The organism is Pseudomonas cucumis (assembly GCF_030687935.1).
Classification (GTDB): Bacteria; Pseudomonadota; Gammaproteobacteria; order Pseudomonadales; family Pseudomonadaceae; genus Aquipseudomonas; species Aquipseudomonas cucumis.
Genome location: NZ_CP117454.1, coordinates 4529187 through 4545519 on the forward strand (window position 1 = coordinate 4529187; position 16333 = coordinate 4545519).

Here is a 16333-nt window from a genome sequence, read left to right on the forward strand (position 1 = left end):
CGCCCGAAGGCTGCGACTACAACTTGATACGCTCGACCTTGCCCACCAGCATCACGTAGGAAAGCGCGCCCAACAACGCCAGAACCGAGATATAGGTGATCGCCGGGGCAAATGAATCACCGGAGGCGAGAAAACCAATGACGATGGGCGTGGTAATCGCCGCCAGGTTGCCGATGAAATTGAACACCCCACCGGTCAATCCAAGCAAGCGCGCCGGGGCCAGGGTCGACACCAGCGACCAGGTAATCGAAGCCAGGCCGTTGCCGAAAAAGGCCAACGCGAGGAACGCAATCACCAGCGGCGTCGACTCGACGAAGTTGGCGCCGATGATCGAGGTGGAAATCAGCAGGCCGCCAATGATCGGCAACTTGCGGGCGAAGCCCACCGTGTAGCCGCGACGGATCAGAAAGTCCGAGAAAAACCCCGAGCACAGCACACCGACGAAAGCCGCCAGAAACGGTAGCGACGCCAGCAAGCCAGACTTGATGAAGTCCATGCCACGATATTTCACCAGGTAGGTCGGGAACCACGTCAGAAAAAACCACAACGTCGAATTGAGGCAGAATTGACCGAGGTAGATGCCCCACAACTTGCGTTTGCTCAGGACAATCCCGAGATCGACCCAGCTGAATTTGGCCTTGGCCTTTGCGGTTTCAACCTGGATATCCACCAGCCCGCCGCCCTCGCGGATCAGCTCGATTTCCGCATCATTGGCGCCCTTGAAATCCCGTGGCTCGCGATACACCGCGTACCAGATCACCGCCCAAATAATGCCCACCACGCCGGTGCTGACAAACACCATGTGCCAGCCATATTGGTGTTGCAGCCAGGCGAGTACCGGCGTGAGAAACGCCAGGCCGACGAACTGCCCGGAGGTGTAGAAACCAATGGCCGTGGCGCGTTCGCGCTCGGGGAACCAGGTCGTCACCACGCGGCTGTTGATCGGATACGCCGGCGCTTCCAGGGCACCGACGGCCATGCGCAGTACGAACAGCGCGATGAAACTGGCAGCGAAGCCGAGCATTACCGTGGCAATCGACCACAGCAGCAATGCGACACTATAGAGGATGCGCGGCGGCACCCGGTCCACCAGCCAGCCGCCGGGGATCTGCATGGCGGCGTAGGTCCAGCCGAAGGCTGAGAAGATCAGCCCGACATGGATCGGATCGATGCCCAGATCGCTGGTCAGCGCCGGGGCGGCAATGGACAGGTTGCTGCGGTCCAGGTAGTTGATTACCACGGTGATGAACAACAGGACCATGATGAAAAACCGCTTGCGGCTCGGCGTCACCAACGACGCCTGCCCGGTGAGGGTTTGCGGTTGCATGGGGGGTGCCTCTTCTTATGTTTATTGAGGTCAATTTGAAGACTTGCGCTGCACCCTGTGGGAGCGGGCTTGCCCGCGATGGCGGCGGCACATTCAGCATTGATGTGACTGACAGGACGCTATCGCGGGCAAGCCCGCTCCCACAGGGATTTGTGTTGAGTCAGGAGGAACTCACCACTCGGCAAAACTGCCATCGGCATGGCGCCAGATCGGGTTGCGCCAGCGGTGCCCGACGGTGGCGCGTTCAATCACGTATTCCTCGTTGATCTCGATGCCCAGGCCCGGGCCGTTGGGGATCTTCACGAAGCCTTTGTCGTAGTCGAACACCCGCGGATCTTTCACATAATCGAGCAGGTCATTGCTCTCGTTGTAGTGAATGCCCAGGCTCTGTTCCTGGATGAACGCGTTGTAGCAAACAGCGTCCAGTTGCAGGCACGCGGCCAGGGCAATCGGGCCCAACGGGCAATGCAGCGCCAATGCCACGTCGTAGGCTTCGGCCATGTTGGCGATCTTGCGGGTTTCGGTGATGCCGCCCGCGTGGGAGGCATCCGGCTGGATGATGTCGACATAGCCTTCGCTGAGCACCCGTTTGAAATCCCAACGCGAGAACAACCGCTCGCCTAGGGCAATCGGTGTGCTGGTCAGCGGTGCCAGTTCTTTCAGCGCTTCGTAGTTTTCGCTGAGCACCGGCTCTTCGATGAACATCAGTTTGTACGGGTCGAGTTCCTTCATCAGCACCTTGGCCATGGGCTTGTGAACCCGACCATGGAAGTCCACGCCGATGCCGACATTCGGGCCGACGGCATCGCGTACGGCGGCGACGTTGGCCAAGGCCAGGTCGACCTTCTCGAAGGAATCGAGGAATTGCAGTTCTTCGGTGCCGTTCATTTTCACCGCCGTGAAACCACGGCTGACCGCTTCTTTCGCGGCGCGAGCAGTGTCCGCCGGGCGATCACCACCGATCCACGAATAAACCCGGATCTTGTCCCGCACCTGACCGCCCAACAGATCGCTGACCGACACTCCCAGCGCCTTGCCCTTGATGTCCCACAACGCCTGATCGATGCCGGCCAGGGCGCTCATGTGGATCGCGCCGCCACGGTAGAAGCCGCCACGGTAGAGCACGGTCCAAATGTCTTCGATGTTGCGTGGGTCTTTGCCGATCAGGTAGTCAGACAATTCCTCAACCGCAGCAGCGACGGTGTGCGCGCGGCCTTCGACCACGGGCTCACCCCAACCGGTCACGCCCTCGTCTGTTTCGATTTTGAGGAAGCACCAGCGTGGCGGAACGATGAAGGTAGTGAGTTTGGTGATTTTCATCTCTATTGTCTCTCTTGTAGATGCAGCGCTCACAGCGCCAAAAAGTCTTAACGCAATGCATTCCATGCAGCGACGTACGCCTTGGCGTTTACTGCCACTTGCTCAGGTGTCATGCCCGGTTTGAACAACCCGGACCCGAGACCGAAACCTTTGACGCCGGCCTCGACAAACACCTGCATGTTGTCCGGCGTAATCCCGCCCACCGGCACCAGCACCGTCCCTGCCGGCAACACCGCCAGCCAGGCTTTCACAACGGCTGGGCCCATCTGTTCGGCCGGAAACATCTTCAGCACATCCGCCCCTTCGGCCAACGCGGCAAAGGCTTCGGTCGGCGTTGCCACGCCCGGCGACAGCAACAGCCCCGCCGCCTTCGCCGCGCGCAATACCTTGGCATCGCTGTGGGGCATGACGATCACCTGGCCGCCCGCCGCTTTCACCTGCTCGACCTGTTCCGGCGTCAACACCGTGCCCGCACCGATCAGGCAATCGGCGGGTAACGTACTGCGCAGGATGCGGATACTTTCGTACGGCTCGGGGGAATTAAGTGGCACCTCGATGACGCGAAATCCGGCTGAATACAGGACTTCGCCGACGGCTGCCGCCTCTTGTGGACGCAGGCCACGCAGAATCGCGATCAGACCGTTTTGTGCCAGTGCTTGCTTGAGCATGTCAGACCTCCAGTCAGGTTTAACGGGATGGGGGTGTCGTGATCAGTCCGGCGGCGACCGCCAACTGCCACAAGCCGCGTTCGGTGGCCTGCTCGGCCAGGGTCACCCGGGTAAAACCGCAGGCGTCGAGCGCCCGGCTGTAGCGAGCGCAGAGTTGAGCGTTGCCAATGAGAATGATCGAGGGCAGGTGCACGCTGTTGCGCCGACGTCGCTGAACGTTGGCCAGGGCCGACAGCTCATGGCCGATCAACAGGCCGGACAGATAGTCCGGCTGAGCGGTAGCGCTCAGCTCGCCGGTCAGCCCCAGGCTGCGGGCACTGAACAACGTCGACAGCGGCCCGATCTCGCCATCCGCCGACAGCGCCACTTGCACGCCACGGTCAAACGCCTCGCCATCAAAAGACCCGCCGCGCTGCTGGGTGCGCCCGAGAATGCTGTGTTCGCTGAGCACGGCGAAGACTTCGCCGGTCATGAAGGTATCGAAATGCTCAATGCAGCCGTCGGCCACTTCCACCCATTTCGAATGACTGCCCGGCAGGCCGATCAACAGATCGTTGCCCACCCCGCTCGGCAGACTCTGCAACACGCCGAGGACCTGGGTTTCCTCGCCGCGCATCACGTTCGGCAAACGCGAACGCTGAATCACACCCGGCACGATGTGCACATCGACACCGCGAAGACTACGAACGGTTTGTAGGGAAGTTCCGAGATTGGCGACGTTCGCCGGCGTGTCGCAGTAGGCCGCTTCGCGCCAGCCCTGAGCACTGCCGACCATGCCGCAAGCAATCACCGGCAAATCGGGCTGCGCGTCGAGCCAGTCACCGCACGCCTCATCGAAGGCCAATTCAAAACCGTCGGCACATTCCTGGCCGGCGATGATTCGCGGCGTCTTGGGCAGCTGCATGATCCCGGATGACAGCGCCCGCTGTTCCAGCACCTGGCCACCGAAGCCGAGTTTGTAAGCACGTAATGAGGTTGTCCCCCAATCGAGCGCGATCAATTGCGCCAGCATCGCTTCACCTGTTTTGTTTTTTGGCAGTGAGTGAGCTGGACTATAGACCTCTCAGACGGAAAATCTCAATATGTAATTTTGCTTCCCATATATAGGGATTCATCTATTTGAGGCGTCCATCGCTCCACCGCCCCAACTCCTTCTTCGACATAAATCCCCAGCGCCTCTGATTCCAGTGAGCCTACTCGATGGGTATCGCCATTCTCAGCGGAGATACCGGACTCTCGACGACCATCACCTCGCACGATGGCGTAAGCCGTTAAAGGCTTGGGCATTTGATCTCGTTGTTTCACCAGACGTAGCTTCATGTTGTGAGGTGCGAATGAAGCCAACATCCCTGCATAGGGCCCATCACTGCATAATCCAATGCTGCCGATCTGGTCATAGGCCGGTGCCGCTTCATAACGCCACCGGACGATACAAACCGGCTCAAACTGCAGCCACGAAAGTGGACGATCTGCGGGTTTGAGCGATACACGTCCGGGCGCAACTCGCGGATTTTGCACCTGAGCAATAATCCGCGATACAGGGATGTACATCACTTTCGAGTAATAGGCCTTGAAAGGAAACGCAGTGATGACGACTTTGCAGAGTACGTAATCTTTGGGCTTCAGGATCTGAATCAGCTCCACCGGTCTGATCCAGTTGATACCGTCATTGAGCGAGTTGTTCTGAAACCGGATGTTGGCGCTTAACTCATAGCGTCGATCACCTTCAATCAAGCGCATATCATCAACGCCACCATAGGCCTCAAGTGCAATTTGATGTTCAACGGAAAAGTCCAGATCACCATCCAGCGAGCAATGGATGCTAGTGCCAATTTGCCCGCGTCGGCCATGCACCTCATACAGGTGAATGAGGTCTCTGTCCGATGTAAAGCGCAGGTTATAACTCGAATATATCTCGTGATTGATCGACACGAACTCGATTCTTGCAGGTGGAACGTTAAGCCGCAGACACGAAGCACACAATAAAAAACCTATAATTAACAGCAACTTCAAAGCAGGCGAACTCATAATCCACGCTTTTGCTTAACGACGCGTATAAATTCCGAGGCAGGGATATTCATAACGTTCGAGTAATAAGGCCCATAGGAATAAGCCGAGGTGAAAAACTTACAAAGTACAGAGTCTCGCTTTTCCAGAATAGTCAACAGCCCTTCTGTCGATATAAAATTACTCGAGACACCTACATCCTTTGTCTGCGTAACAAACATACTAGCTAAATAGACATGCCCACTTTCGGCATCAGCATTATCAATTTCGGTTATTTCACCTTGAACAGAGCGTACAACATCTTGCCAGTTTACAAAATCCGGTATTTTATCCAGCGAACAGATCAACGCTTCGCCCAACTGCCCTTCTCCCGTATTATCCTTGAAAAAGCTCAACAAATCTGTCTTCGAACTAAAACGAACATCGAACAAAGCACTGTTACCCATATTACTAATGGAAATGAAGCGAATATCAGCGGAAGGTAAAACCGGGGGCTTTGCGCAGGACACACACAACACAATTGCCAGAATTGTAAACAGCACTTTCATTTTACGACTCCAAATACCTAGTCATACGTTCGTAAACAAGGTCACACGCCGATTGGTCACCCTGAATTTTCGCTCGGAACATAACACCGGCGGAGCGGTGATTAGTATCGACCGGCACATTGATGTTCGGGCCTGAGGTCATGATCCAGCGTTCACCTGTGTCGGCCACGTCATCGGAGATGTCTGGAGTTTTTGGCGAAGCCAGTATATTGACCCAATACTCTGCACTGGGTTTTGGCGTCGTAAAGTAGATATCGGAAATCATCCATACTCCTGCCCCTCCACCGACGGGATCAAGCGTCACCAAAGTTTTTACGGTGTAACCATTATCCTTCAGCAACGTTGATAGGTGGGCGCCATTCCAACCTCCCAAGCTATGACCAACAACACTGATATAAACCGACTTATCACCTCCCAAGTGCCGCAAAACATACTTCTGAATATCTTTATCACCACGAACATCTTTATAACTTAAATACACCGATACAACTTTATTTTGTTGCTTCTCGGTAAAACGGGCCAATAACTGGCGCTGTGCGAACGTTACGTTCCCATGCGGCGGCACATCTTGGTAATACTGCTCTTTGTCCCCGGCGCCTCCAATGAAGAACACCACGACCTTTTTAACTTTTACCTGCGCCTGTTTTGTGGCCTGGTCCGTTTTACAAGTCAAATCGTGAGTCACCGCCAACGTCTTGCAATCTTTCAGCGCAGGATTATCAACTTCCATCCCTGTTACTCCACGAACAATTTAATGGTTTCGGGAACATGCGAGCTCACCATATGGGTAAACCCCGCCTCATTCGTGATGCCATGCTCCACACGTCCGTCTCCGCGTTGAATGGCGTAAGGATGATTAGGAATGGGCTCCCCTGTCGCTTCATTAATAACCTGCATCCGATCATTGAAATGCACCGGCATCGGCAGCAACCCACTAAACGCCGCCCCTCCGCCACTCTGGCCAATAATTACCGTGCCAGAGCCACCAACCACCACGTTGCCATGGCCGCCCGTACTGTCGAGCGTTGCAGCGTTGAGGCCATTGATAAATACCGTGCCAGACACGGCGCCGGTGATCGGGCTGCCGCAAGCGGATTTGTCTGTCATGCGGGCGGCGGCGAGGCTGTCGAAGAACACGTCCGGGGAGCCGGACACGATCGGGTTGGTGCCATGGCCCGGCAACGGGCATGCAGTCGGGTCGGTGACGCGCGCAGCGGGTTTTCCACTCAAGTCAAAGCTCCTTGCTTATGAGATTCAGGGTGAGGCTGATAGATATCGATGTCGGTCGCGGCGAAGCACCAGCAGTTATCGACCGGGTCGAATAGCGCGTGGCAATCGTCATGGCGATCGGGGGATGAAACGTTGTGAAGGGTTTGCCAGGCCTCGGCGACTTGCCATTTCAGATCTGCATCCGAGACACCGTCGAGGTCGTTGAGCGCCGTGTTGTAGTCGCACAGGCCGATCCGGTCATAGGACGTCTGCAGCAGACCGGCCATCTGCGGGCCAAAGTCGATGTAATGCTCTGCGGTCCATTGGCCAATGTCGGAATAGACGTACCAGCCCATGGGCAACAGCGCGCCGTCGTTCAATAACGATTGATCCGCCAGGGCAACGAAGCCACAGCAGACGTGCAGCGTCAGCCAGCCCTGATGTTCCTGGATAAAAGGATTCGGATCGAACGTGCGAAGCGGTATGACACGGTACTCCTCAAGACCGCGACTGCGCGTCATCAACTCGGCGTCCAGACGCGAAACAAACGCCCGGATCGCCTTACCGCCCGCGCGGTTGAGGGTGCAAAGGATGTCCACCGACTGGCGATGGCGGTCGTCCGTGGAGCCGAGGTTTTTCACCAGGCCATACAAACGCAGAGTCGCCCGAAGTCCGCTCATCGCCGGTCACTCATTGACGCGGCGAAGGCTCCACGGGCGTGGAGAAAGAGTGCCAAAAGCATTGCAGGTGTCGTCCGTGAGCGCGCAAAGGGCGCACAGAATGCCGGACTAGAGCGGTGCGAACAACCAATTCATGTCAGATAGCCACCAGCCATCAACGTCCCTCGGCAAACTCACGCAAAACCGCCCCATCCATCCGATACCGCACCCACTCCTCCTGCGGCTGTGCACCGAGGGATTTATAGAATTCGATCGCCGGTTTGTTCCAGTCCAGCACGCTCCATTCGAAACGGCCGCAGTCATTGGCGCAGGCGATTTTCGCCAGGTGGCGCAGCAAGGTTTTACCGGCGCCGCCGCCCCGTTGTTCGGGCGTGATGTAGAGGTCTTCGAGGTACAGGCAATTGCTGCCCAGCCAGGTGGAATAGCTGAAAAAGAACACCGCAAAGCCGATCGGCAAGCCATCGCGCAGGCAGATCAGGCCATGAGCGGTGGCGCCTTCGCTGAACAGGCTGCGCTCGATGTCGGCGACGCTGGCGATGACTTCGTGGCGGGCACGTTCGAAGTCCGCCAGTTCAGTGATAAACGCGAGGATTTGCGGAGCATCGCTGGGGGTTGCCGGGCGGATTTCGATCGTCATGGACGTGCCTTGTCAAAAATTGAAAACGCCATACTAAGTCCGCGTGCGGCGCTCGTCACATGAGAAATGGTGGTGAGGGGCTTTTGTAGCTAATGTCGATGAGTTAAGAAGATTTCAGCTGCGACGCACTCCTTGTAGCAGCTGCCGAGCGTGCGAGGCTGCGTTCGGCAGCGCAGCAGTCGTAAAACCAGAGATTGCAGTACGTCAGGCAGACCGCGTCAGTCGGATTCACGACTGCTGCGCAGCCGAACGCAGCCTCGCAGGCTCGGCAGCTGCTACAGGCATTAAGGCAAACTCCTTCGCCAAAGCGTTTCCCACAAAAGGACTTTTATGACCAACGCCACTTTCGCGCCGCTGCACACTCTGGCTTGTGAACTGCTGCCCCACGCGCTGGAACCTGGCGAGGATGGCGCCCATGACCTGTCGCACTTGCAGCGGGTGTGGCGCAACGTGCGCACGCTTCATGCCGAAGAAGGCGGTGATCTTGAGGTGCTGCTGGCAGCCGTGCTGTTGCACGATTGCGTGGCGGTGGAGAAAAACTCGCCGCTGCGCTCACAGGCCTCACGGCTGGCGGCACAGAAAGCGTCGACAGTTCTGATAGCCATGGATTGGCCTGGCGCAAAAACCACTGCGGTCGTCCACGCCATCGAAGCCCATAGCTTCAGCGCCAACATCACGCCCATCACCCTCGAAGCGAAAATCATCCAGGACGCCGACCGCCTCGATTCCCTTGGCATGCTCGGCGTGGCGCGTACTTTCTACATTGCCGGGCGCATGGGCAGTGCGTTGTATGACCCTTTGGACCCAGAGGCAAAAGAACGGGACTACGACGACAAGCGCTTTTGCCTCGATCATTTCCAGACCAAGTTGCTGCACTTGGCGGACGGTTTCCAAACGACCACCGGTCAACGTCTGGCACAGATTCGCCACGAACGCCTGAAGGGTTTCATGGAGCTGTTCAAGGAAGAAATCGGCGTCTGCTGAAAGCATTACTCCGGCCTCCACTAACCCTGAAATCGGTAACCACAGACCTATCATCGGTACCTTGCGTGATAGATAGATGACATTCACTTTTATCAGGTCAAGGAACGACTCATGTCTACCGCCGCGCCACCCGTCTCAAGCAGGTTGTTCAGCCTGTTCTGCCTCGCCAGCTATTTGCTGTCGTTGTCCTATGGCTCGACTTTTTTACTGTCGCTGCTGATCGGCTCTCGTGGCGGCAACGAACTCGATGCCGGCAGCGTGATTTCGGCGGCGATGCTCAGCACCTTTGTGGCAGTGATTGTCTCCGGTCACTTGTCCGACCTGCTCGGCGCGGCGCGCTCCATTGCACTGTTCAGCCTCTTGCTGGTGGTCGCCAGCCTGGGATTTGCCTTGACGCCAGGCTTTGGCAATCTGCTGCTGTTTTTTGGACTGATGCTAGGGTTGGGCTGGGGCGTTTTCTATACGCTCGGACCGATCATCGTCGCGAGCCTGGTGACGCCTGCGCACCGAGCCAGATACTTTGCGCTGCTGTCGGGCAGCATGATGACCGGGATCGGTAGCGGTCCATTGTTGGGCCGCGCTGCCAGTGCTCTCGGGTATCCGGTGACGGCAGCGTTTTACCTCGCGGCGCTGGCCAGCCTGATCGGTGCTTTGCTGTTCTGGCGGCTGGATGTCCAGCTCAAGAAAACGCCCTCGGCATCAGCGGCAGTCGCCCGAATATCCTGGCACGCAACGGCTCGGGTGTTGTCCTCCAGAGCCGTGTTCCCGATCATCATGGTCGGCCTCGGCGGCTGTGTATTCGGTGGTCTTTCGAGTTTTCAAACCAGTTACGCGGCGTCCCGCTCACTTGATTATTCTCTGTTCTTTTTTGGCTTCATGGGCGCGGCGATCAGCAGCCGGATGTTGATTGCCGGGTTGGTGGTCAAACGCGATCCATTGCGTACCTCCTGCCTGTTGTCGGGCCTGATGATGGTTTCGATCCTGATGTTCGGTTATGTGGTCGATGATGGGTTCAGCTACATGCTGGCGGCGATGATGCTCGGGGTGGGTTATGGGCTGACGTATTCGGTGATCAATGGCCTGGCGGCGAATGAAGCGCCGGCCGGCACTACCTCACAGTCCTTGCTGTTGTTCAGCCTGTCCTACTTCGTCGGCGTATTCGGCTTTCCGTTGCTGGCCGGGAGAATCATCGTCGAACACGGGATGGTGACATTGTTGCTCACGGTACTGACGGTTGCCCTGCTGAACTGGCTGATCACCGTAGGTCGGTTGTTCTGGCGTCACGTCAGCAGGATCAAAACGTTGCAGCAGGCCTAGACCATTCGTCGTTCATCAGGCACCAATTCAGGTCAGGAAGGACCAATATCGGGTAAGGACTCTAATCAACGGAGACCACACCATGATCACATCCCGACTGACCGCCCTCGCTCTCACCACATTGCTCGCCTCTGTCGCGTTCGCCGCGACCACCTCTTCCGGGACCGACCCGACCGATCCAGTCGAAAGGCCCAAATCTGCGGCCACCCAAGGCATCGACAGCGGCCGGTCGCCTTCTCCGACGGCCACAGACCCGCGGGTTTATCACGACGACGCGAGTCGTCAGGGCGGCATGACCCAGACACCCGACAACGCCGGAACCAGCGTCGGCTCGAAAACCACCACCGGTGGCTCGGGCTCCGAAGGCCGTAGCGTCAGTCAATAAGTTCGCCGATGCTAGGGAACATGCAATTCCTACCCATCCTGACAAAGAGGTAACCATGAACGTCGATAAAATCCTGGAAAAAGAAGTCCTGACCCGCCTGCTGCACGCCCACCCAAATGGTTTGGGCAAGGAGGTTCTGGACAATTACCGGGGGGAGAGAGTCGTGGCCAGCACCCTCGCCACTCTGCAGGAACGCGGGCTGATCCAGCACGGTCATGTGACCTGCAACGAAGCCGGCGAGCACTCGCTGAACCTGCCGATCAAACTCAGCGCCGCTGGGGTTGAGGCGGCGCGCAAGCTGGATGTCTAACCGAGTAGGCGCTACAGCAGTTTGCGATCTTTTGCCTGTGAGTGTTTGAAAAGCAAGGATCGCAGGCTCCTACAACTAGGAGAAATCCCATGCCTCGTGGAAGCAAAGACAAATACACCGCCGAGCAGAAACGCAAGGCCGAACACATCGAAGAAAGCTACGAGCACAAAGGCGTGTCGAAAGATGAAGCCGAAGCTCGCGCCTGGGCCACGGTGAACAAGCAGTCCGGTGGAGGTGAACGCGCCGGCGGTTCCGGGCGCAAGAAGCCGGCCAGCGCCAAGTCTGCAGATCGCAAGGAATCAGCCCGACGTGCGGTGGCCACCCGTGAAGGCAAGCCGCGCAACAGCAAGGCTTCGCGCGATACGCAGACGGTGGATAGCCTGATGAAAGAAGCCCGGGCGAAGAAGATTCCAGGGCGCTCGAGCATGCGCAAGCAGGAGTTGATCGAGGCGTTGCGCAAGGCGGGTTAAAGGTCAGGATTGAGGGTGAACTTGAGGGCCTCATCGCGGGCAAGCCTGCTCCCACAGGGGACTTGTTAACGACACAAACCCATGTGGGAGCGGGCTTGCCCGTGATAGCGGTAGATCAGGCGCCGAAAGTCTCGCGGATCAACGCATCCACCTCCACCGCCCCCGGCGAAGTCGCCGGCCCCCAGCGAGTGACCGCCAATGCCGCCGCCGCATTCGCCCGCCGCGCCGCTTCGGCCGCCGATAATCCGTGCGCCAACCCGGCGACAAAAACGCCCGCGTGAGCATCCCCCGCGCCATTGCTGTCCACCGCCTCGACCTTGAATCCCGGCACATGTTGGTGATCGCCACGCTGGCTGATCCAGCACCCTTGTGGCCCATCGCGAACCACCGTCAACACCTCGGAGGACAGATGATCCGCCAATCGATGCAATGCCTCGCCGATGTCCGTCGCCCCGGTAAACCGCAGCGCCTCGACACGGTTGCTGGTCCACAGATCGATGCGCTGCAACAAGGCCTTCATCAGTGGCGCGTCCGGTGAATCCACCAACGGCCCCGGATCGAATACCACCTTGATCCTGTCCGGCAAATCCAGTACCCAGTCCACCAGCGCCTGAGCCTTGCCGCCATGCAGCAGGCTATAGCCGCTGACATAGACAAAATCGCCCGCCTCGGCCGGCACACTCGCCAGGTCTTCGGCGGTCAATTCGCCTTCGGCACCGATGCAGGAAATGAACGTGCGCTCGGCCGAGGCTTCGGTCAGCGCGACGCACAGCCCGGTGTCGCGCTCGGTGCTCTGATCGATGCCGATCCGAATGCCTTCAGCCGTCATCGCCTCTCGGGCCATGTCGCCGAAACGGCCCTTGCCGTGGCCGCCGAGGTAGACCACTGGCAAGCCGTTGCGCCGGGCCGCGGCCATCACATTGAAGCCACCGCCAGCCTCGAAACGGGCGGAGTGCGCCAGCACGTCACCGCCCGATTGAGGCAGTTTATCCACGGCCATGACCAGGTCGATCATGACTTGGCCGGTGTGCAGCATTTTAGGCATGAGCCGGCTCGATCAACGCAGTGCGGCGATCCTTGGCACCGCCGAGTACCCAATAAATGCCACCGGCCACCAGGAACGTCACGATCCAGCCCAGGCCGTTGTGGCCCAGCCAGGAGTCGGACAAAAAGCCGCGGAACCAGACATCTTGCTCGGTGGTGCCAATGGTGGTGAAGCTGAAACCCAGCACAATCGCCAGCGCCCATGCACCGAAGGCGCGCCACTCGACGCCGCCGCGATACCAGTAGGCGCTGCTCGGGCTGACGTCCAGCAGGTCTTTGGGGCTGTAGTAATGCCGGTGAATCAGATCGACCACGAAGATTCCGACCCACGCCGTGATCGGCACGGCCAGCAAGGAAATGAAGGTGATGAACGGGCCGTAAAAGCTCTCGGCGATCAGCATGAAGTAGATCGAACCGGCGAAAATCGCAATGATATCGAGCACCACCGCATAGACGCGCTTGACCTTCAGGCCGAGGGTCAGCGTGGTCAAACCGGCGGAGTACACCGACAGGTTGTTCGACAGCAGCAGCCCGCCGAACGCGGTAATCAGGTACGGCACGGCCATCCAGGTCGGCAGCATGTCGCGGATCGCAACGATCGGGTCAGTGGCCGAGGCCAGATCATGGTTGCCCACTGACAGCAGGCCGCCGAGGGTGATCAGCAGCACCAGCGGAATCCCCGCACCGAACGCCGCCGACGCCACCAGACGCACGGCTTTGACACTGCGGTGCTGGTAGCGCGACATGTCGGCACCGGCGTTGGCCCAACCGATCCCGGTGCCGGCGGCCATGGTGCCGATGCCGATGATCATTGCGCTCAGGGGCGCGGGCGTCGCATTGAATACGGCGCTCCAGTCGATGGTCGCGCAAAGGAAACCGCCGACCAGGATATTCAGTGCACCGAACACGTAAGTCGCCCATCTCTGGATCAGCAGCAACGTGGCGTGACCGAGGCCGGACACCGACAACGTCAGCAGCACAAAAATCGCGATGAACACCAGGGTCAGCAGCGGCGCGCTTTTGGCTTCCACCGGCGAACCGAACAGAATCGAGCACAGCGACAGCAAGACGAATGCGGCGGTGGTGGTGTTGACGGTTTCCCAACCCAGACGCGACATCAGCGAGACCAGGGTCGGGCCGATGTTGCCGCGTACGCCGAAGATAGCTCGCGACAACGTCAGGCTCGGTGCGCGACCACGGCAACCGGCGATGGAGATGATCCCGACCACCGCGAAAGAGCCGGCGGCACCGAGAATGGCGACGATGATCGCCTGCCAGATCGCCAAGCCACGGAAGGCCACCAGCGTGGCGCCCAACGGCAAGCCGAGAATGGAAATGTTAGCCGCGAACCAGACCCAGAACAGTTGCTGCGGATGACCATTGCACTCCCCTTCCGGCACCGGCTCGATACCACGGGTTTCCAATTGCCCGGCACTTTGCCCGGTGTTCGATGAACTCATGAAAACTGCTCCTGTTGCCATTGTTGTGATTGTGGGCAATTCGGAAGTTGACATAACTTTCCGGCGGTCCTGGCCATATCAGTGCGCTCCATTGCGGATGAAAAATTCAAATATGCGGTGCGCCTATCGCGGGCTTGCCCGCGATGGCTTCAGTACAGTCAACGCAAGGCCAACAGCCCCTGCACCAACGGTTCCAGCTGCAAATCATTTACCGCTTTAACCTGCTCGATCATCGCCACCGGCCAACTCTCAAGCCCCAGACAGGCCCCAAGCATGGCGCCGAGAATCGCCGCGATGGTGTCGGTATCTCCGCCCAAACTGGCAGCCATGCACAACGCTTCGAAAGCCGTCATCTGCCCGATAGCCACTTGCCGAGCCAGCGCAAACGACACCACCACCGACTCCTGCGAGGCCACCGACGTGCCGATCACGTCGTACAACAAGTCCGCCAGCAACGCCTTGTCGCTGTCGACGCTGATGCTCCACGCCCAACTGATGCGCGAGGCGATACGTCCGCCAGCGACCCAGTGCCCATGATGTTCGGCTTGCTGAGCGATCTGCTGGCCGAGGTCCAATGCCTCGCCCAGGTCCATGCCGTTGATCCCGGCAGAAACCACCGCCGCCACCGCCGCCGCACTCGCAATTCCCAGCGTGGTGTTGTGGGTCACCTGACAGGCTTGCACCACGGCGCGGATGAAACGTTCGGGATCGGCAACGTCGGCCGCAATCCCCACCGGCGTGATGCGCATCGCCGCGCCATTGGTGGTGCCGTGGCGACCTGCCTCTTCCAGCGAGTGGCCGGCGAGGATCATCTCGATCGCGCGTTTGGTCGAGGGGCCGAGCAAATCCTGCGAGCCCTTGGCTTGCATCGCGGCTTCCCATTCGATCAAGCGCTGGGCCAGCGCCGCCGGTTCGATCCAGCCCTCGCCTTGAATCAATAACTGACCGACCAGGATCGCCTGTTCGGTATCGTCAGTGATCGAGCCTTTGGGCATGTTTGCGGCGATTGGTTGATCCGGGCCAGCGTCTTGCAGATCGGTGATCTCGCCAAAGCGCGCCTTGATTTCGGCGCGGCTCAGGGATTGGGTGGGCATGCCCAGCGCATCGCCCAGGGCCAGTCCATAGAACGCGCCGAGGGCACGGTCGAGCGCGGTCATTTTGAAGTTCCAATTTGCAGGTGCAGACGAAAATGCACCGGATCGAGCAGGCTTTCGACCTGTTCCATGAAGCGGTTCTGGCGGTCGTAAGTGGTGCGCAGGGCCTTGAGGAATACCGTACCCTCCGGGCGCCCGAGCAATTCGGCGTCTTCGGCATTCAAGGGTTCGGCGCCGATCCACTGATCCCCGTGGTCGCCGATATAGCCGTAGGCGGCCAACGTGATGGTCAGGGAGTCATCGATCAGACCGACTCGCGGCAGGCCTTCCAGGTCTCCGGTGGCGGGCATCAATGAACGTTCAAGGGACACCAGCGTGCCATCGGTGCCACGGCGGCGACGGTCGAGCGTGATGAACTGATCGGTGCCGAAACGTGGTAGCAGGTCAGGACGGGTGACCGCCTCCAGCCGCAGCACTTCGGTATTGATCAGCGCCCCATTGTCGGCCAACGCCTGGGCCCAGCCGCTGCGCTGATCGAGCACCACACCGTCGAACGTGACGATGGACCCCACTCCGCTTTGCGAAGCGATGTCCTGGCGCCGTTTCAGTTCGGCCAGGGCTTCACGCAACGTGCCACGGCTGACCTTGAATTCTTGAGCCAACCGATGTTCGCCCGGCAATAGAACGCCGTCCTCCATGAGGCCGTTTTCGATGCGCCGGACGAGCTCGTCGAGCACCTGTTGTTTCTTGTCAATTCGTAGCGGTCTAATCATGTACACCTCGGGTGTACCGTCATAGCTGAAAGGGGTTGGGGCGAGCAAGGGATATTTTGTGAAAGTGGGTGAAGGATCCTCCAAATGATCGTTCCCATGC

19 protein-coding genes are annotated in these 16333 nt (G+C 58.8%); 5 read left to right on the forward strand and 14 right to left on the reverse strand.

Going from position 1 to position 16333, the window contains the following annotated elements:
* Positions 1-16: 16 nt before the first annotated feature.
* From PSH97_RS20450 to PSH97_RS20495, 10 genes are all read right to left on the reverse strand, one after another.
* Positions 17-1327, reverse strand: a complete 1311-nt coding sequence (locus PSH97_RS20450; RefSeq protein ID WP_305446465.1) for an MFS transporter — start codon at positions 1325-1327, stop codon at positions 17-19.
* A 171-nt stretch (positions 1328-1498) separates the two neighbouring features.
* Positions 1499-2647, reverse strand: coding sequence for a galactonate dehydratase (dgoD, locus tag PSH97_RS20455; RefSeq protein ID WP_305446466.1), 1149 nt, complete (start codon positions 2645-2647; stop codon positions 1499-1501).
* A gap of 47 nt (positions 2648-2694) precedes the next feature.
* Positions 2695-3315, reverse strand: coding sequence for a 2-dehydro-3-deoxy-6-phosphogalactonate aldolase (locus tag PSH97_RS20460; protein ID WP_305446467.1), 621 nt, complete (start codon positions 3313-3315; stop codon positions 2695-2697).
* A 19-nt stretch (positions 3316-3334) separates the two neighbouring features.
* A complete protein-coding gene (locus PSH97_RS20465) occupies positions 3335-4327 on the reverse strand; it encodes a 2-dehydro-3-deoxygalactonokinase (RefSeq protein WP_305446468.1) in 993 nt (330 codons plus the stop codon).
* A 65-nt stretch (positions 4328-4392) separates the two neighbouring features.
* A complete protein-coding gene (locus PSH97_RS20470; RefSeq protein ID WP_305446469.1) occupies positions 4393-5247 on the reverse strand; it encodes a hypothetical protein in 855 nt (284 codons plus the stop codon).
* A gap of 92 nt (positions 5248-5339) precedes the next feature.
* Positions 5340-5870 (reverse strand): hypothetical protein, encoded by a 531-nt coding sequence (locus PSH97_RS20475; protein ID WP_305446470.1) that lies wholly within the window; start codon positions 5868-5870, stop codon positions 5340-5342.
* A 1-nt stretch (position 5871) separates the two neighbouring features.
* Positions 5872-6600 carry an alpha/beta hydrolase family protein gene (locus PSH97_RS20480; protein WP_305446471.1) on the reverse strand — a complete coding sequence of 243 codons (729 nt, stop codon included), beginning with the start codon at positions 6598-6600 and terminating at the stop codon, positions 5872-5874.
* A gap of 5 nt (positions 6601-6605) precedes the next feature.
* Positions 6606-7100, reverse strand: a complete 495-nt coding sequence (locus PSH97_RS20485; protein ID WP_305446472.1) for a PAAR domain-containing protein — start codon at positions 7098-7100, stop codon at positions 6606-6608.
* Positions 7097-7759, reverse strand: a complete 663-nt coding sequence (locus PSH97_RS20490; protein ID WP_305446473.1) for a hypothetical protein — start codon at positions 7757-7759, stop codon at positions 7097-7099. Before PSH97_RS20490 ends, PSH97_RS20485 begins: the two co-directional genes overlap by 4 nt.
* A gap of 154 nt (positions 7760-7913) precedes the next feature.
* On the reverse strand, positions 7914-8396 hold the full coding sequence (locus PSH97_RS20495) for a GNAT family N-acetyltransferase (protein WP_007903931.1): 483 nt from the start codon (positions 8394-8396) through the stop codon (positions 7914-7916).
* 330 nt (positions 8397-8726) lie between these two features.
* On the opposite strand from PSH97_RS20495, the gene PSH97_RS20500 reads away from it, so the two are divergent.
* From PSH97_RS20500 to PSH97_RS20520, 5 genes are all read left to right on the forward strand, one after another.
* Positions 8727-9380: an HD domain-containing protein gene (locus tag PSH97_RS20500; RefSeq protein WP_305446474.1), complete on the forward strand. Its 654-nt coding sequence runs from the start codon at positions 8727-8729 to the stop codon at positions 9378-9380.
* Between the two features lie 111 nt (positions 9381-9491).
* Entirely contained in the window at positions 9492-10697 is a 1206-nt protein-coding gene (locus tag PSH97_RS20505; protein WP_305446475.1) for an MFS transporter, read from the forward strand.
* An 82-nt stretch (positions 10698-10779) separates the two neighbouring features.
* Positions 10780-11082 carry a hypothetical protein gene (locus tag PSH97_RS20510; protein ID WP_305446476.1) on the forward strand — a complete coding sequence of 101 codons (303 nt, stop codon included), beginning with the start codon at positions 10780-10782 and terminating at the stop codon, positions 11080-11082.
* Positions 11083-11137: 55 nt separating this feature from the next.
* Positions 11138-11392 (forward strand): hypothetical protein, encoded by a 255-nt coding sequence (locus PSH97_RS20515; RefSeq protein WP_305446477.1) that lies wholly within the window; start codon positions 11138-11140, stop codon positions 11390-11392.
* A gap of 89 nt (positions 11393-11481) precedes the next feature.
* Complete coding sequence (locus PSH97_RS20520; RefSeq protein ID WP_050683264.1) at positions 11482-11862, forward strand: Rho termination factor N-terminal domain-containing protein; 381 nt, start codon at positions 11482-11484, stop codon at positions 11860-11862.
* A gap of 115 nt (positions 11863-11977) precedes the next feature.
* Here the strand turns inward: PSH97_RS20520 and PSH97_RS20525 are convergent, their stop codons facing one another.
* From PSH97_RS20525 to PSH97_RS20540, 4 genes are all read right to left on the reverse strand, one after another.
* Positions 11978-12907: a PfkB family carbohydrate kinase gene (locus tag PSH97_RS20525; protein ID WP_305446478.1), complete on the reverse strand. Its 930-nt coding sequence runs from the start codon at positions 12905-12907 to the stop codon at positions 11978-11980.
* Positions 12900-14366, reverse strand: coding sequence for a purine-cytosine permease family protein (locus PSH97_RS20530; protein ID WP_305446479.1), 1467 nt, complete (start codon positions 14364-14366; stop codon positions 12900-12902). The genes PSH97_RS20525 and PSH97_RS20530 overlap by 8 nt, the downstream gene beginning before the upstream one ends.
* A gap of 158 nt (positions 14367-14524) precedes the next feature.
* A complete protein-coding gene (locus PSH97_RS20535) occupies positions 14525-15523 on the reverse strand; it encodes an ADP-ribosylglycohydrolase family protein (RefSeq protein ID WP_305446480.1) in 999 nt (332 codons plus the stop codon).
* The gene (locus PSH97_RS20540; RefSeq protein ID WP_305446481.1) at positions 15520-16233 is read right to left on the reverse strand and encodes a GntR family transcriptional regulator; all 714 of its coding nucleotides are present in this window, start codon (positions 16231-16233) and stop codon (positions 15520-15522) included. Before PSH97_RS20540 ends, PSH97_RS20535 begins: the two co-directional genes overlap by 4 nt.
* Positions 16234-16333 lie beyond the last annotated feature (100 nt).